At 67.4% G+C, this 14,128-nt stretch carries 17 protein-coding genes and 1 pseudogene; 7 read left to right on the top strand and 11 right to left on the bottom strand.

The features are described 5' to 3' along the window. The first annotated feature begins 19 nt into the window (after window positions 1–19). The gene (locus NDI56_RS09955; protein ID WP_310919339.1) at window positions 20–463 is read left to right on the top strand and encodes a universal stress protein; all 444 of its coding nucleotides are present in this window, start codon (window positions 20–22) and stop codon (window positions 461–463) included. Between the two features lie 136 nt (window positions 464–599). Here NDI56_RS09955 and NDI56_RS09950 read toward each other — a convergent pair whose 3' ends face one another. From NDI56_RS09950 to NDI56_RS09940, 3 genes are all read right to left on the bottom strand, one after another. Continuing rightward, on the bottom strand, window positions 600–1,031 hold the full coding sequence (locus NDI56_RS09950) for a universal stress protein (protein WP_310919338.1): 432 nt from the start codon (window positions 1,029–1,031) through the stop codon (window positions 600–602). Between the two features lie 149 nt (window positions 1,032–1,180). Then, window positions 1,181–1,885, bottom strand: a complete 705-nt coding sequence (locus tag NDI56_RS09945) for a Bax inhibitor-1 family protein (protein ID WP_310919337.1) — start codon at window positions 1,883–1,885, stop codon at window positions 1,181–1,183. A 76-nt stretch (window positions 1,886–1,961) separates the two neighbouring features. Next, window positions 1,962–3,800, bottom strand: a complete 1,839-nt coding sequence (locus tag NDI56_RS09940) for an ATP-binding protein (RefSeq protein ID WP_310919335.1) — start codon at window positions 3,798–3,800, stop codon at window positions 1,962–1,964. An 89-nt stretch (window positions 3,801–3,889) separates the two neighbouring features. Between NDI56_RS09940 and NDI56_RS09935 the strand changes: the two genes are divergently transcribed. From NDI56_RS09935 to NDI56_RS09920, 4 genes are all read left to right on the top strand, one after another. Beyond that, window positions 3,890–4,681 (top strand): endonuclease/exonuclease/phosphatase family protein, encoded by a 792-nt coding sequence (locus NDI56_RS09935; RefSeq protein ID WP_310919334.1) that lies wholly within the window; start codon window positions 3,890–3,892, stop codon window positions 4,679–4,681. 44 nt (window positions 4,682–4,725) lie between these two features. Beyond that, window positions 4,726–5,061: a DUF7113 family protein gene (locus tag NDI56_RS09930; RefSeq protein ID WP_310919333.1), complete on the top strand. Its 336-nt coding sequence runs from the start codon at window positions 4,726–4,728 to the stop codon at window positions 5,059–5,061. Between the two features lie 165 nt (window positions 5,062–5,226). Then, window positions 5,227–5,871 (top strand): helix-turn-helix domain-containing protein, encoded by a 645-nt coding sequence (locus NDI56_RS09925; protein WP_310919332.1) that lies wholly within the window; start codon window positions 5,227–5,229, stop codon window positions 5,869–5,871. A gap of 80 nt (window positions 5,872–5,951) precedes the next feature. Further along, window positions 5,952–6,356: a DoxX family membrane protein gene (locus tag NDI56_RS09920; protein ID WP_310919331.1), complete on the top strand. Its 405-nt coding sequence runs from the start codon at window positions 5,952–5,954 to the stop codon at window positions 6,354–6,356. A gap of 54 nt (window positions 6,357–6,410) precedes the next feature. Here the strand turns inward: NDI56_RS09920 and NDI56_RS09915 are convergent, their stop codons facing one another. Beyond that, on the bottom strand, window positions 6,411–7,661 hold the full coding sequence (locus tag NDI56_RS09915; protein WP_310919329.1) for a DNA double-strand break repair nuclease NurA: 1,251 nt from the start codon (window positions 7,659–7,661) through the stop codon (window positions 6,411–6,413). Between the two features lie 128 nt (window positions 7,662–7,789). Between NDI56_RS09915 and NDI56_RS09910 the strand changes: the two genes are divergently transcribed. After that, on the top strand, window positions 7,790–8,704 hold the full coding sequence (locus NDI56_RS09910) for a sodium:calcium antiporter (protein ID WP_310919328.1): 915 nt from the start codon (window positions 7,790–7,792) through the stop codon (window positions 8,702–8,704). A 151-nt stretch (window positions 8,705–8,855) separates the two neighbouring features. Here the strand turns inward: NDI56_RS09910 and NDI56_RS09905 are convergent, their stop codons facing one another. From NDI56_RS09905 to NDI56_RS09885, 6 genes and pseudogenes are all read right to left on the bottom strand, one after another. Next, entirely contained in the window at window positions 8,856–9,248 is a 393-nt protein-coding gene (locus NDI56_RS09905; RefSeq protein WP_310919327.1) for a DUF7522 family protein, read from the bottom strand. Between the two features lie 72 nt (window positions 9,249–9,320). Further along, on the bottom strand, window positions 9,321–9,572 hold the full coding sequence (locus NDI56_RS09900; protein WP_310919326.1) for a hypothetical protein: 252 nt from the start codon (window positions 9,570–9,572) through the stop codon (window positions 9,321–9,323). A 153-nt stretch (window positions 9,573–9,725) separates the two neighbouring features. Continuing rightward, complete coding sequence (locus tag NDI56_RS09895; protein WP_310919325.1) at window positions 9,726–10,988, bottom strand: COG1470 family protein; 1,263 nt, start codon at window positions 10,986–10,988, stop codon at window positions 9,726–9,728. Continuing rightward, entirely contained in the window at window positions 10,985–11,158 is a 174-nt protein-coding gene (locus NDI56_RS09890) for a hypothetical protein (protein WP_310919323.1), read from the bottom strand. The genes NDI56_RS09895 and NDI56_RS09890 overlap by 4 nt, the downstream gene beginning before the upstream one ends. Before the next feature lie 383 nt (window positions 11,159–11,541). Continuing rightward, window positions 11,542–11,691: pseudogene (locus tag NDI56_RS21845) on the bottom strand (DUF8159 domain-containing protein); the annotation flags it as partial. Between the two features lie 15 nt (window positions 11,692–11,706). Continuing rightward, window positions 11,707–11,835, bottom strand: a complete 129-nt coding sequence (locus NDI56_RS09885) for a hypothetical protein (RefSeq protein WP_310919322.1) — start codon at window positions 11,833–11,835, stop codon at window positions 11,707–11,709. A 48-nt stretch (window positions 11,836–11,883) separates the two neighbouring features. On the opposite strand from NDI56_RS09885, the gene gpmI reads away from it, so the two are divergent. Next, window positions 11,884–13,443 (top strand): 2,3-bisphosphoglycerate-independent phosphoglycerate mutase, encoded by a 1,560-nt coding sequence (gene gpmI, locus NDI56_RS09880; protein ID WP_310919320.1) that lies wholly within the window; start codon window positions 11,884–11,886, stop codon window positions 13,441–13,443. Between the two features lie 5 nt (window positions 13,444–13,448). Here gpmI and NDI56_RS09875 read toward each other — a convergent pair whose 3' ends face one another. Then, entirely contained in the window at window positions 13,449–14,102 is a 654-nt protein-coding gene (locus tag NDI56_RS09875) for an RNA 2'-phosphotransferase (protein WP_310919319.1), read from the bottom strand. Between the last annotated feature and the right edge of the window lie 26 nt (window positions 14,103–14,128).

Genomic DNA, 14,128 nt, shown 5'->3' with positions numbered 1-14,128 from the left:
GACCGGCGAACCCTCGGGTATGACGCTACTCGTCCCCTTCGACGGCTCGGAGCTCTCGGAAGCCGCCCTCGAACGCGCCACCGAGTTCGCGGAGTTCACCGGCGAGGACGTGGTCGCGCTGACGGTCGTCCCCGACGAGCCGGAGTACGCACTCTCGCGGAACTGGCTCGACGCCGACGACCCGTTCGACCCGGACGCCATCGCCGACCGGCTCCGCGACCGCGTCGCGGACATCGCCCCCGAGGCCGACTTCCGCTACGAGATTCCCGAGGACGTGAGTTCGATGGCCTCCATCACGACCGACGTGATACGGACCATCCGCGCGGTCGCCCACGACGTCGAGGCCTCCGTCGTCTTCATCGGCAGCGAGAACGCCGGGCGCGTCTCCTCGCCGGTGTCGAGTGTCGGCGCCCCCGTCTCGGAGGACCCGGGGTACGACGTGTATATAATACGGCACGCGTGAGCGCGGCAGGTGAGCCGCGCTCTCTCACGCGTAAGCGCGGCAATACAGCCGCGCTTTCTCACGCAGATTCGCGGCAATACAGCCGCGCTTTCTCACGCAGATTCGCGGTGAGTGAGTCACACGGACTCGGCGCCGCTCACCGCACGACAGTCACCGGAACGGTCGCTCGCCGAACGACGATTTCGGCGACGCTACCCAGCAGAATTCTGGACATCCCCGACCGGCCGTGACTTCCCATGACGATCTGGTCGATGTCGTTCTCCTCGGCGTATTCGACGATGGTCTTGGTCGGGCGGCCGACCTCTACCACCCGCTCGACCGTCTCGACGCCGGCCTCGCGGGCGACGGCCGCCAGCTCGTCGAACCGTTCCCGGGCCTCCGTCTGCTTCTGTTCGTACCACTCCTCGGAGAAGGACGGCACGGACGCCTGCGCGCTGTAGCCCGCCTCGGCGGGGTTGATGACGTGAAAGAGTACCAGCGTCGCGTCGGGGAAGTTCTCGGCCGCGAACGCCGTGGCCACCGCGGCCTGCTCGGAGCCGTCGACCGGGACGAGAATACGCTTGCTCATACGTGCACTGGCACTGCCGGCGGGCTTGAATCTTCGGCCCTGCAGCACCGTTCTCGGGCCGTCTAGTTCCCGTTTCGCCAGCGCACGATGCGGTCCAGCAGCCCGGCGTCGGTGATGTGCGTCCGTCCCAAACCGCTCTCGCTGTCCGCTCAGGCGTCGAGCAGTTCGAGGATGCGAAGCACCCAGAGGAGCACGTTGACGAACACGCCCATGACGGCGACGTAGATGCCGATAGCGTTGCGCAGGTCGCTGGCGTAGCGGTTCTGCTTGACCGCCCAGATCTCGTAGGTGAGGCTGACGATGAACGCGGCGAAGAAGATGAGGCTGGCGAGTATGACGAGCGGCTGGAAGACGAAGAACCCGACCGCCCCGACCGCGAACCCGCCGATGAAACAGTAGAAAGAGTAGTTCTGCCAGCTGGAGAAGTCCCTGTTCGTCGTGAACACCACGTAGGCGACCGCGCCGGTGATACCGGCGGTAACGACGACTGAGATGCCGACGGCGGTCAGTTTGAGGGCCGCCGCCACTCCGCCCAGTATCGTCGCTCCGAAGAGGGCGTACCCGACCTGCGTCAGCGTGACGCCGGCCCCCGCGAGCGGGAGACTCCCGCGCTGGGTCCCCTTGCTCGCGACCCACGAGCCGCCCCCGACGGTGACGGCGAAGACGGCGATTCCGAGGAAGAAGTTCCCGAACAGGACCCTCCCCAGCGCGACCACCGGCGGCACGAACGACAGCGCCAGCAGCAACAGGATGTTGACTGCGACGAGTCCGGTGGCTATCCCGATTATCTTGTTCAGGTTCTGGTCGATTGTTTCCGTAGCGTTGACGGCCTGTTCACCAAATGACCCGCTCATACCGAGACTCACTCGGCAGTGACACATCACTCTTTTGCAGTGTTTCCCTCGCCGTTCGCGAACGCGCTGCGGTCGCTCACTCCCGCCCGTGACGGGTCACACACGTCGAGAGGCCGATGAGCTCCACCGGCTCGGAGTTGTCCGGCGAGTACACCACTCGCTGGCCCTTCTCCATGTAGGGGACCTTCGATTCGAGGTTCCGGGGGATGTTGACCGCCTTGATCGCGTCCTCGTCGCCCAGATTCAGCACCATCGTCGTGTTTATCTGTTTGAACACGGGGTCGGCGATGTCCTGTGGGTCCTGCGTGATGAGATAGAGCCCGAGCCGTTCTTTCCGGCCCTGCTTTGCCGCCTCGGTGAACTTCCCGATGACCTTGCGGCCCTGGACGCTGTCGGCGTCGGTGAGGAAGTTGTGGGCCTCGTCCATCCCCAACACGAGCGGCGTCTCCTTGATGCGGTCGTACAGCGGGTCGTTCGAGAGCTTCTGGTCGATGAGCAGGCTCGACACCGCGAGGACGATGGTCGAGGCCGTCCGTGAGTCCGTGATGTGGTAGGTCGGAATCACGGTCAGGCCGCCGTCCCGCACGAGCTGTGAAATCTGGTCGGTGATGGGGCGGGCGTCCTGGTCGAAGACGCCGCCGAAGCCACGAACCCGTCGTTTCACGGCGTCGAAGGTGGCCTCGTGGATGTCGCCGGTCTCGTCGAGTTCCTCCTTGAGCGCGGGGTCGTTCAGGAACGTGATGAACTGGTCGTAGCTGGCGCTCCGGCCGTACTCGCGCTCGAACCGCGGCAGCAGTGTGTTCACCAGCGCGCCGTACTGGTTGTCGTTCAGGCTGGAGCCGGCGATGAGCCACGGGTTCGAGTGGACCAGCGAGAACGGGATGGTGAACTCGACCTGTTCGGCGCGGTGGTGGCTGGCGTTGTATTCGGCGCCCGCGACCTTCGGGACGAAGGCGATGGTGTCGTCGTGCCCGCCCGTCTTGACCCCCTCGCGTTCGCACCGGCGGGCGAACTCGTCGTCCATCTCGGGGTTGTCGTCGTGCATCTGGGCGTACTCGTCCTGCGGGTCGAACTGGACGACGGCGAGTTCTGGGGTGCGGCCGTCGCCCATCTCGTAGGTGCGGCCCAGATACTGCCGGAGGACGTTCTTCGAGCTGTGGGTCTTCCCCGACCCGGTGCCACCGGCCACGAGCGTGTGCCTGAAGACCAGCGGGTCGCCCGACTCGTAGTCGTCTTTCAGCCGGTAGTCGATAGTGGGGGGTTTCGCGCTCGTTTTGACCTTCTCGCCGCCGACCGAGAGGTGGCCCAGGAAGACGCCGTCTTCCGGAATCTTCAGCCCGGTCTTTATCTCGGACTTGTCGCTGGCCTCGCGGACGACGGTCTCGGGTTTGGGGACGCGGTCGGTCATCCGGCGTTTGAGTTCGTCCCCGTCCCGGTACAGCACGGCGATGGGGTCGAGCGTCGCCATGAACTTGAAGTCCTGCTCGTCGATACCCTCCTCGCGCATCGCCCGGCGGGCGTGGATTTCGGTCGCGTCGTCGGCGCGGAACTCCTGGGCGTACTCCAGGGCCGAGATGCGACAGAAGAGCCGCTCGCCGCCCGCGGGCCCTCCGGCCGGCGTCGAAGCCGCCCCGTCGGGGTACGGGACGAGCAGATACTTGCCGAGTCGCACTCGCGAGCGGTTCTGGACCGTGACGTACGCACGGAGATTACACTCGTCGTCGTCCTCGCTGATACGCAGCCCGTCGGCCGCCGAGAGGACGCCCAGCCCGGTGTCCGTCCCGGCCGGCGTGACGTCCATGGTCTCGAACTCGTCGGCGGCGTCGGGCTCGTCGACAGCGGCGTCGCCGCTGTCCGATTCGGCCCCGTCGTCGCTATCGCCGTCGAAATCGGTGAAATCCCCGAGGTCGGACATACAGCCACCCACGGTAGCCGGGGATTAACACCTTTCCCCAGCCGAGCCAAAGTGGAACGCTTACCCTTCTGGCACACACACCGACCTGTATGAAGCCGGTGCGGATGATGTCGTTCAACGTTCGGTACGACACTGCCAAGGACGGTGTACACAACTGGGCACACCGGCGACGGCTGGTGGCCGACACCGTCACGTACCACGACCCGGACGTCGTCGGAGTGCAGGAGGCCATGACCCACCAGCTCCGGGAGCTGGAGACGATGCTCCCGGGGTACGAGTGGGTCGGCGACGCCCGAGACACCGTCGCAACGAGCGGGGAGCACACGGCGGTCGGCTACCGGCGCGACCGCTTTACTGCCGAGGGGACCGACACGTTTTGGCTCTCGCCGACGCCCGAGGAGGCCAACTCCGTCGGCTGGGACGCACGCCACCCTCGCGTCGCGACGTGGGCTCGCCTCCGGGACCGGGCCACTGGCGACGGGCTCTTGCTGATGAACACACATCTGGACCACCGGGGCGAACGCGCCCGCATCGAGGGAATCAGGCTGGTGCTGGAGCGACTGGCCGCGCTCGTCGAGGACGAGGCGGTCGTTCTGAGCGGGGACTTCAACTGTGTCGTCGGCGAGCCGGCCCACGGCGCCGCCAGTGGCTCCCCCCTCCCAGGGGGTCGACGGCTCCGCGACAGCCGGCGGCTGGCGCCCCACTGCCACGGGCCGACGACGACCCGGACCGACTTCGAGACGCTCGTCCCCGACATGGGTATCGACCACGTCTTCGTCAGCGACGACACCGAGGTCACCGGCTGGTCGGCCGTCACCGACCGCGACGACGCCCACTACGCGTCCGACCACCTGCCCGTCGTCGTCGACTGTGAGTGCTGACGACCCCGGTGAGGCTTTTGTCCGTCGGGCGCCTACCGGTCGCTATGTTACTGGTATCCGGCACCGCTGGGGGGACCGGGCTGACCGGCACGCTGTACGAACCGGGCGAGGAGCCGCCGTCGTTCCGGGGCGCACCGGACGAGGCGGCGCCGTACGTCTGGGTGTGTGACGCCTTCTACGAAGTCGAGAGCGGTGGGAAACGCCAGACCGTCGGGGACCGAGACCTCCGGGTGGCCTTCGAGTCCCCCTCGCCCCGGGGATTTCAGGACCGGGCGGCGGCGCTCTCGGCGGCCAGAGAGCACATCCGCACCCAGTTCGCCCGGCTCGGCGTCCCGACGAACGAGGTCGAACTGTCGGTCCGGCAGGCCGCCGACGCATAGGAGCGCGGTCCCAGTCACCCCACAACTGGCCGCGCGGGGGTCGGGCCCGGTGCCAGAGCAGGCCGGACCAGTCGACGTGGTCGCAGTTGACGACCGCTGCAGAGGTCGACAGATACGCACCCAGTGGTTTCCTTTTTGTCGGTGCCACGCGTCTGGTAACTATCGATGCGATACATGGACGTCAGGATGTATCCGGACTGGGAGACCTTTCCGTCGCTCAAACAGCGGCTCTTTCGGGAACCGGATATCCGACGGCGGAAGCTCCACGCGCTCAAACTCCTCGACGACGGCACCGTGGCAGCGCTGGCGGAGGTCGACGGCGACCTCGACCGGTACCGGGAGATTCTGCGCGAGACGCCGGAGGTCCGACGGTTCGCGGTCTCGGGCGACGAGTCGGGCTACTGTTACTCCCAGATAGAACCGACGGCGGCCAGCAAAGCGTTGCTCCAGCGCCGCGAGGCGGGGCAGTTCATCGTCGAGATGCCGATGACGTTCACCGACGACGGCGGGCTCCAGATGACCATCGTCGGGTCGGAGAGCGACCTGACGGCCGTCCCGGACCTGTTCGACGACATCGACGTCGAACTCGTCTCTACCGGCCCGTACGTCCCGGACGCCGGCGGCGTCTTCTCGGCGCTCACCGACCGCCAGCGGGAGGCGCTGACCACCGCAGTGCAGCTCGGCTACTACGAGACGCCGCGCGAGGCGACGCTCGACGACCTCGGGACGGCGCTCGATATCGACCCCGGGACGGTCGGCAGACATCTCCGATCCGTGGAATCGAAGGTGTTTGCCGAGTTCGTACCGTAGTCGACGCCGAGCGGTGGACGGATAAACCCGGCCCAGATGTGGCACGGAATCCCGATTACGTGTCGGCCTGACAGTCTCGTATGGTTCAAGACACACTCCAGTTCGGGACCGTCGGAGACGATATCGCGGGCGGTTGGCTGCCCGTCGTACTGCGCGGCCTCGTAGTTCTGATTCTCACCGCTCCAGCGGTGTCGAAGTTCCTCCGCTACAGCGACCGCGCGGCGAACTTCGCCGCGTACGGGATTCCAGCCCCCGAGATAACCGTGCTGCTCGTCGGCGTCGCCCAGCTCTTTGCCGTCGTGACGATCGCTGCCGGCGCTGCGGGGCGACTCGGCGCGCTGGTGACGGTCCCGGTGATGCTGACCGCCATGGCGGTCGATGCTGTCAACGTCTTCAACGCGCTCGTCCTGGTCGGCTGTGTCGGGATCGTCCTTCTCGGCACGGGGAACTACTCGGTGTGGGAACCGTTCCGCTTCGGTGAGTGAGCCGCGCGTTCGAGGGCGGCGATTCGACCTGGCGGTCCGGCAGGCAGCCGACGCCTAGAAGGCCTCGTCGACGGCGCCCCACCGCGAGTCGTCGTAGCTCTTCTCCCGGTCGATGTCGAACGCGCGCTCGATGCGACGGGTCAACTCCTCGCTGCCCTGCCGGTCGATACCCGCCAGCTCGTCGGCCTTGGCGACGGCCAGTGGCGGCCCCTGTTCGCAGGCCACCTCGTGGAGTATCTGGCGCGTGAGCCGCTCCCGGCGGTCGGGGTCCCGCGTGAAGGCGTAGGGGGCCTCGACGCGGAAGACGAGGTCCGTCCGGGGGTCATAGAGGACGAAGAAGGTCACCTCGTACAGCTCGGGGTCGAGCGAGCGCTCGATGCCCAGCGCGTCCCCATCGGCGGCCATCACGCCGTCGGTGCCGCCCCGGGAGCGAAACCAGTTCGTGCAGGTCAGCGCCTCGGTCTGCAGCTCGCCGCCGTCGTCGCGGCGTTCGAGCACCCGCCGGAAGAAGGCGGTGTCGTCGACCCACGGCGCGTTGGTCTTCCGCCGCACCGCTCGCGTGAGTCCCTTCGCCGCGGAGTTCTTGATGAAGCCGACCAGCGGCACGTCCCGCTCGACGAACTGCTCGACCAGTTCGACGTAGTTCCCGACGACGGTCTTCGGTCGGTCGTCCTCCGACAGCAGGTCGGCCAGTTCGGTGTCGCGTTCGGCCCACCGGAGCAGGCCGGTCGGGTAGACGGGGCCGTCGAGGATGAACAGGTCCTCGACCACGTCAGCGTTCAACAGGGCGTGTTCGCTCTCGGCCAGATACAGCGCCAGTGCGTGGACGACCCGCTGTTCGTAGCGGTCGACTTTCGGCACGTCGAGCACCCGCCGGCGCGCGTACCCGCGGTCGCCGCGGCGCCACTCGCCGCCGAGCGAGATGGTGGTGTCGTTCGAGTGGACGCCCATGATGATGGTCCGACCGCGGTGGAGTTCGACGTCGGAGGGAACCGCACTCATGGCCGCCTGGGCCACGTCCAGTACGAGCCCGTTCTTGAACGTCGTCGGGTTGATGGTCCCCGAGTCGAGCCCGTGCTGGGTCGGGAACGGCGGGTCCTCCAGCGCGATGTCCGCGACGGGGACCTTCCGGCGGCGCTGCTCGCCCATGGGCGACAGCAGTTCCCGCCCGTCCTGCCACAGCGGGTCCAGAAACGACTCCCACACCTCCTCGGCGGCGGCCCCCTGGTCACTCGTCTCGACGGTCGCCCGCACCTGCCCGGCGAGCTGGGCGATTCCGTCGACGTGCACCGGGTCCAGCGTCATATGCCAGCGTTCGCTGGCGGGGGCATAACTCTGGTGGGCCGCGGGGCAACAGTTAGGGCGGTCCTGTCGCTACGCTAGTCCAGTGCTATCGCAACCGAGCTCGAACGGTCACGCCGGAGGGAACTGACGTGGTCCTGTTCGACGTGCTCTACGTCGGCGTCGCCGTCGTCGCGCTCTGGTTCGGTGCCGACCAGTTCGTCACCGGTGCCGCCCGCGTCGCCCGCCGACTCGGCGTCTCGGGACTCGTCGTCGGCCTCACAGTCGTCGCCTTCGGCACCTCGGCCCCCGAGTTCGCGGTGACGCTCGACGCCGCCCTCGCGGGCCAGTCTGACATCTCCGTGGCCAACGTCGTCGGCTCCAACGTGTTGAACCTCGGGTTCATCCTCGGCGGGGTCGCGCTGGTTCGGGCGCTCGTCACCTCGCCGACGCTCGTGCGCCGCGACGGCCTCCTGCTCGTCGCCTCGACGGCGCTGCTGCTCGGCCTCGCCGCCGACGGGCGACTCTCGGCACTCGAAGGCGCGGTGCTTTTCGCGTCGCTGCTCGCGTATCTGGGCGTGCTCGTCCGCACCGAGTCCGACGGCGCGACGACCGCGGCCGACCCGTTTCACCCGCCCGACGTTGGCCGGCTGGTCGTCGGCCTCGCGCTGGTCGTCGGCGGCGGCCACCTGCTCGTCGTCTCGGCGGTCGACATCGCCCGCGTCGCCGGCGTCTCCGAGTGGGTCATCGGGCTCACTGTCGTCGCCGCCGGCACCTCGCTTCCGGAGTTCGCCACCTCGCTCGCCGCCGCTCGGACCGGTCGGACGGGCATCTCCGCGGGGAATCTGGTCGGCAGCTGCATCTTCAACGCCCTGGGCGTGCTGGGACTGGCCGCGCTGGTCCAGCCACTCACCGTCTCACCGGTCGGTGTCGAGGGGACAGCGTGGCTGCTTGGAACCACCGTACTGGTAGTGGTGCTGTTCTACACCGAAGAAACGCTCTCACGACTGGAGGGCGGGCTGTTGGTCGTGCTCAACGCTGCGAACTGGCTCCTGAACCTGGTGTAAAACTCCCCCCGGTGGCGTCGACAGCTTTCGGTCGCTTGACATCCACCCACGACTGAACTCGTGGGCTTTCTCCTTGCCTCTCTGTAAATTAGACCGAACCCGCTCTCTTCCGGCTGTACGCTCCCCCGAAGCGGTCACCGAATACGCCGCTCTATTCCTTGCCCGACTCCTCGCGCAGGAGCCGTTCGATGGCCTCGGCGATCTCCTCGTAGGAGCCCATCGAGAGCCCGTCGGTGGTGATGAGCACGCCCTGTCGCTCCGTGGTCGCCCGCAGCAGATAGCCGTTCTCGAAGGCCCGCACCGTGAACCGGTACTCGCCCAGCTCGGAGTCCTGGTAGGCGTTCTTGGTCTGTTTGTACCCCTGCCACTCGTGGCCGACGAAGTCGTTGAGATCGGCGTCCTGTTCCAGGTCCTCGCGTAGATACAGCTGCTCGAAGTTCGCCCGGGTGAAGTACGTCACCGACCGCAGCGAGTCGCCCGTGGCCGTCCGCGCTGTCGTGACGATGCTGTCGGCCAGATCGTCCGAGAGGATATTTCGCGTCATGCCCGTAGGGTGACGGGCCATCCTCTTAACCTCGGGGTTCCCGGCACCCCCCGGCTAAACGGCGCCGGTGGGCTACGCCGCGTCGGGAGACGCGCGCCGGTTCGACGCCGCGATACGGCGCTGTGTCATCGCGGTCAGCCCGATGCCCAGCAGCGCGAGGCCACAGCCCACCGCCGCGAGCAGCGCGAGCAGTTCGGGGTCGCCAAGCGACATCGCGACGGTCGACAGCGAGCCGACCAGAAGCGTGGCAGTCAGCAACGCCAGTGCGGTTCTGTGGGACCAGTTCGTCAGGCGGTCAGTACGTCGTTCGTGTGCAGTCGTCATATTCTGTGTAGCACGTGGTGGAAAGCACGCTTTACAGTAAAGTGTACTTTACACACCCACTTAGTAGTTACCCAGGCTCGGAGTCGCCTCGCCACCCCCTTCCGGACGGAACTGGCCACCTGCCGCCGGTACCGAGCGGCGAGACGACCCGTTTCAGCTACTGAAACAGATCGTCCCCAGCACCTTCCGTTCGAACGTCTCCGCGGACAGTTCCCCGTTTTCGAGCTGGCACAGCCACTCGCTGCGGATGTGCCACGTGGCCACCGTCTGCTCCCCGTCGGTAATCGTCGCCTCTAACCGCTGGGTTCCGATATCGTCGGCGCCGGCCGAGGCGTAGCCCTGCGCTATCTCCCGTATCTCGTCACCGATCGCTTTGTTGCTCGTCTCGGCCGTCGAATACGTGATCGTACACTCGGCCGATCCCTTCTGTAAATCGAGCACGTCGATGTCCCCCGTTCCGCCCTCGTCACCTGACGCCGACACGCCGTCGTCGGTAGCGCCACTCGCGGTCGTCCCGGACTCGGTTTCCACGTCGTCACTCGCGGTCGTCCCGGACTCGGCTTCCACGTCGCCACTCGCGGTGTCAGTCGCCGCCGACTCGCCAGCCGCGTTCCACCGGGCGGTACCTATACCGACCCCGACAGCAAGCACCACCAGTGCTCCGATCCCCATCCCGAGGGCGGTGTTCGTCCCGCCTCCAGTGTCCGAAGCCCCCGCTTCGTCGCCGGTCTCGGACGCGCTGTCCGTCGCGGACTCGTCGGTGGGCTCGGACGCGGAGCCGCCCGCTGTACCGACCGCTTCGCTCTCGGTGCTGGGGTCTGGCTCACTGCCGGTCGCGGTGTTCTGCTCACTGTCGGTGGCGGCGTTCGTCTCACTGTCGGTGGCGGCGTTCGCCTCACTGCCGGTAGCGTTCGCCTCACTGTCGGAGGGGCCACCGTCATCCGACCCGCCGCCATAGGTCCCGCCGTCGTCGGACCCGCCGCCGCCCGACCCGTCGTCGTCCTCGACAGTCACCTCTTTGGTCGCGACGTCCTGCAGCCCGTCGCTATTGGAGGCCCGGGACGTGACTGTCACGCTACTGGCGCTCGTGTTGGCCGGTACCGAGAGCGTGAGTGAGGTCGCCTTCGTGATATCAGGCTCTATCGACAGCCAGAGCCACTGGTTCTCCGAGGCCTTCCACCGACCACCGTCGTCGCTCCGCTCGACTATCGCCCAGCCGTCGGGCAGGGTGGCGTCCAGCAGGTAGCCGCTCTCGTTCCCGCCGGTGTTCGTCACGGTGAACGTGTACGTGACCGTGTCGCCGGGCTGCACCTGGGTCGGGCCGGTTATCGACGTGGTCGCCGGCTCAGCTACCGCCGGCGCTGCGAGTACCGCGACGAGTACCACGGCGACGACACCATACAGCGTCCGTTTCATTCGGCCCCACTGTTCTGCCAGTTGTCGACGGGTTCGAGCAGGTTCCGCCCGGGCCACGTACTGCTGCCCGACCGACCCCTGTCCGCGGTGGCCGTGGTCACCGGCTCGTTCTCGTCGGCGTCGTCTATCGGCTCTGCTGTGTCCTGAACTGTCGGTCCGTCATCTGTCATAGGTTCCCTCCCCACACCGGCGCCAGCCGAACATTACTCCTCTGGAGAAAGCAATCGCGTGTACTTAAATTTGCGTGAATAAAATTTACTCAAACTACACTAAAATATTTCGCGTCCCTGTTGGTGTGAATCCATCAGTACGACGACGCGGCGAGACCCACGCAGTATCGGAGGGCCACCCGTGCTGCGTGTGGAACCAGTCCGTCGGGCAGTCGTGGCTCGGCAAGGTATGTGCCATATCTACCCCACGGTTCACACACGCTGAACAGTCCCCCAGTCACTGCATCGCGTCCCGAATGCCACCGGACGGCACGACAAATCGTGCGTCCGGACTCGGACCGCGAACGGCTCGCTGGCAGCCGCTGAGAGAGAGAGCGTTCCCACTACCTTTCGTTCAAACTCCCCACGGAGAGCGTCCCGTCCTCGAACTGGTCCAACCACTCGCTACGGATGTGCCACGTGGCCACCGTCTGGGTCCCATCGGTAACTGTTGCAGTCAGCCGCTGGGTCCCGATATCGGCGGCCGACGCGTACTGCCTGGCGACCTCTCAGATTTCGTCGCCGATAGCCTTGTTACTTCTCTCCGCCGTGGCGTAGGTTAGCGCGCACTCGGTCTGGCCAGTCTCCCACTCGACGACGTCGATGGCTGCGGTGTCGAATTCGCCGCCGGCCGTCACACTGTGGCGACCGAAGCGCTATTACGCCGTTCGTGTGACCCTTCGAGTATGCAAGTCGGGCTCGTAATCCTCGATGGCTGGGGACTGAATCCGGACGAGAACGCACGGGACGCCGTGGCCGCGGCCGAGACACCGAACTTCGACCGGTACCGCGAGGCGGGCGCGGACTCGACGTTGACGACACACGGGCGCCGCGTCGGACTGCCCGAGGGCCAGATGGGCAATAGCGAGGTGGGCCACCTCAACATCGGCGCCGGCCGCGTCGTCAAGCAGGACTCCGCGCGCGTCAGCGACGCCGTCGCCCGGTCGCGTGGGACGAGCCCGCCCGACGAGGACGACCAGGACCCGCCCTTCTTCGAGAACGAACAGATCCTGTCTGCCTTCGACTACGCCGAGACCAACGACGGCACAGTCCACTTCATGGGTCTGGTCTCCGACGGCGGCGTCCACTCGTATCAGGACCACCTCCACGCGCTCATCGAACTCGCCGACGAGCGCGGGACGGAGGCGGTCACCCACGCCTTCACCGACGGACGCGACACCTCGCCGAAGGGCGGCGAGGGGTACCTCTCCCAGCTCGCGTCCCACGCCGAGAAACACGGTACCGGCCACGTCGCGACGGTCACCGGCCGCTACTACGCCATGGACCGCGACCAGAACTGGGAGCGCACCCGCCGGGCCTACGACGCCGTCGTCGACGCCGACGGCGACCACGAGGTCGGCGCCGCCGTCACGGCCACCACCGAATCGTACGCCCGCGACACCACCGACGAGTTCATCGAGCCGACCGTCGTCGGCGATTACGAGGGGATGGCCGACGGCGACGCGGCTATCTTCTTCAACTTCCGCTCGGACCGCGCCCGCCAGCTCACCCGGCTGCTCGCGAACATCCGCCCGGACGCGTGGGGCGCCGACACCGAGCCGCCGACCATCCGGATGGTCACGATGACGCAGTACGACAGCACCTTCGACCTCCCCGTCGCCTTCCCGCCGAACCAGCCCGAGCAGACCTACGGTGAGGTGCTCTCGACCGCCGGCCTGACCCAGCTTCGGCTGGCCGAGTCCGAGAAGTACCCGCACGTCACCTACTTCCTCAACGGCGGGCGCGAAGTGGAGTTCGAGGGCGAGCGCCGCGAAATCGTCCAGAGCCCGGACGTGCCGACCTACGACCTCCAGCCCGAGATGAGCGCCCCCGGCGTCACCGACACCGCTATCGACGTCATCGAGACGGAGGACCCCGACGCCCTGGTGTTGAACTACGCCAACCCCGACATGGTGGGCCACACGGGCGACTTCGACGCGGCGACCACCGCCGTCGAGGCCGTCGACGAACAGCTCGGCCGGCTGGTCGAGACCATCCACGACGCCGGCGGGCACGTCCTCGTCTGTGCCGACCACGGCAACGCCGACGACATGGGGACCGAGGACGACCCCCACACCGCACACACGACGAACCCGGTGCCGTTCATCTACGTCGCGCCCGACGGGACCGCCGCCGGACGGTCGGCCCGCGACGGCGGCACGCTGGCCGACCTCGCGCCGACGATGCTCTCGCTCGTCGACATCGACCAGCCCGAGGAGATGACCGGCGAACCGCTGGTGGAGTAACGGCGTTATTCCGACCGCCGCGAGAGGTACTGCGGCGGGACGCACTCGGTGGTGTAGGTCGCTTCCCCCCTGTGTGCGATGTCGTGGCCGTCCCGTTCCATCGCCCCCGCGTCGACTTCGAGCACTACCGGGTCCTCGGCGTGGCGATTGCCCACGTCCGTCGCCGTCTCGACGCTCGCCGAGAGGTGGACCCGCTGGCGGCTCATCGGCCGGAGCCCCTCGTCGGTGATGGACTCGACGTTTCGGGGCGCGGTGCCGTGATAGAGCGTCTCCGGCACCGGGCCGCCGTCGTCCTCGATGTCTACCTCGACCGAGTGGCCGTAGGCCGCCCGGACGCGGTCCGGCGCGGTCCCGAAGCCGGGGTCGCGCTCGAACCGGCCCTTCGGGTCCGTCGCGAGGACGGCCTCGACGGTCTCGCGGTCGGGCCAGTGGTACTTCGACTCGACGGCGTCGACGAGGTCGGGAAGCGGCGTCCAGCCCGCGTCGTCCAGCTCCAGCCCGGCGTCGTCGGGGAAGTGTCGCAGAGCGCCCGACACGAACTTCGAGAGCTGCCGCCGCCGACCGCCCTCGACGACCGGCTCACCCGCCGCGCCACAGCGCGGGCAGTCGGGCCCCTCGAAGAAGCCGTGGTCCGGACAGGTGCGTGCGTCCGCTGGCATCGTCTCCGACTCGGTCGCCGTCGCTG

It is taken from the genome of Halomicroarcula saliterrae (genome assembly GCF_031624395.1).
Lineage (GTDB): Archaea > Halobacteriota > Halobacteria > Halobacteriales > Haloarculaceae > Haloarcula > Haloarcula saliterrae.
The sequence above is the reverse complement of the archived record's forward strand: the minus strand, read 5'-3'. Positions and strand labels throughout refer to the sequence as shown.

Coding starts and splice junctions, on each gene's coding strand:
- NDI56_RS09955 (WP_310919339.1), top strand. CDS start 20: ATGACGCTACTCGTCCCCTTCGACGGCTCGGAGCTCTCGGAAGCCGCC.
- NDI56_RS09950 (WP_310919338.1), bottom strand. CDS start 1,031: ATGAGCAAGCGTATTCTCGTCCCGGTCGACGGCTCCGAGCAGGCCGCG.
- NDI56_RS09945 (WP_310919337.1), bottom strand. CDS start 1,885: ATGAGCGGGTCATTTGGTGAACAGGCCGTCAACGCTACGGAAACAATC.
- NDI56_RS09940 (WP_310919335.1), bottom strand. CDS start 3,800: ATGTCCGACCTCGGGGATTTCACCGATTTCGACGGCGATAGCGACGAC.
- NDI56_RS09935 (WP_310919334.1), top strand. CDS start 3,890: ATGAAGCCGGTGCGGATGATGTCGTTCAACGTTCGGTACGACACTGCC.
- NDI56_RS09930 (WP_310919333.1), top strand. CDS start 4,726: ATGTTACTGGTATCCGGCACCGCTGGGGGGACCGGGCTGACCGGCACG.
- NDI56_RS09925 (WP_310919332.1), top strand. CDS start 5,227: ATGCGATACATGGACGTCAGGATGTATCCGGACTGGGAGACCTTTCCG.
- NDI56_RS09920 (WP_310919331.1), top strand. CDS start 5,952: ATGGTTCAAGACACACTCCAGTTCGGGACCGTCGGAGACGATATCGCG.
- NDI56_RS09915 (WP_310919329.1), bottom strand. CDS start 7,661: ATGACGCTGGACCCGGTGCACGTCGACGGAATCGCCCAGCTCGCCGGG.
- NDI56_RS09905 (WP_310919327.1), bottom strand. CDS start 9,248: ATGACGCGAAATATCCTCTCGGACGATCTGGCCGACAGCATCGTCACG.
- NDI56_RS09900 (WP_310919326.1), bottom strand. CDS start 9,572: ATGACGACTGCACACGAACGACGTACTGACCGCCTGACGAACTGGTCC.
- NDI56_RS09895 (WP_310919325.1), bottom strand. CDS start 10,988: ATGAAACGGACGCTGTATGGTGTCGTCGCCGTGGTACTCGTCGCGGTA.
- NDI56_RS09890 (WP_310919323.1), bottom strand. CDS start 11,158: ATGACAGATGACGGACCGACAGTTCAGGACACAGCAGAGCCGATAGAC.
- gpmI (WP_310919320.1), top strand. CDS start 11,884: ATGCAAGTCGGGCTCGTAATCCTCGATGGCTGGGGACTGAATCCGGAC.
- NDI56_RS09875 (WP_310919319.1), bottom strand. CDS start 14,102: ATGCCAGCGGACGCACGCACCTGTCCGGACCACGGCTTCTTCGAGGGG.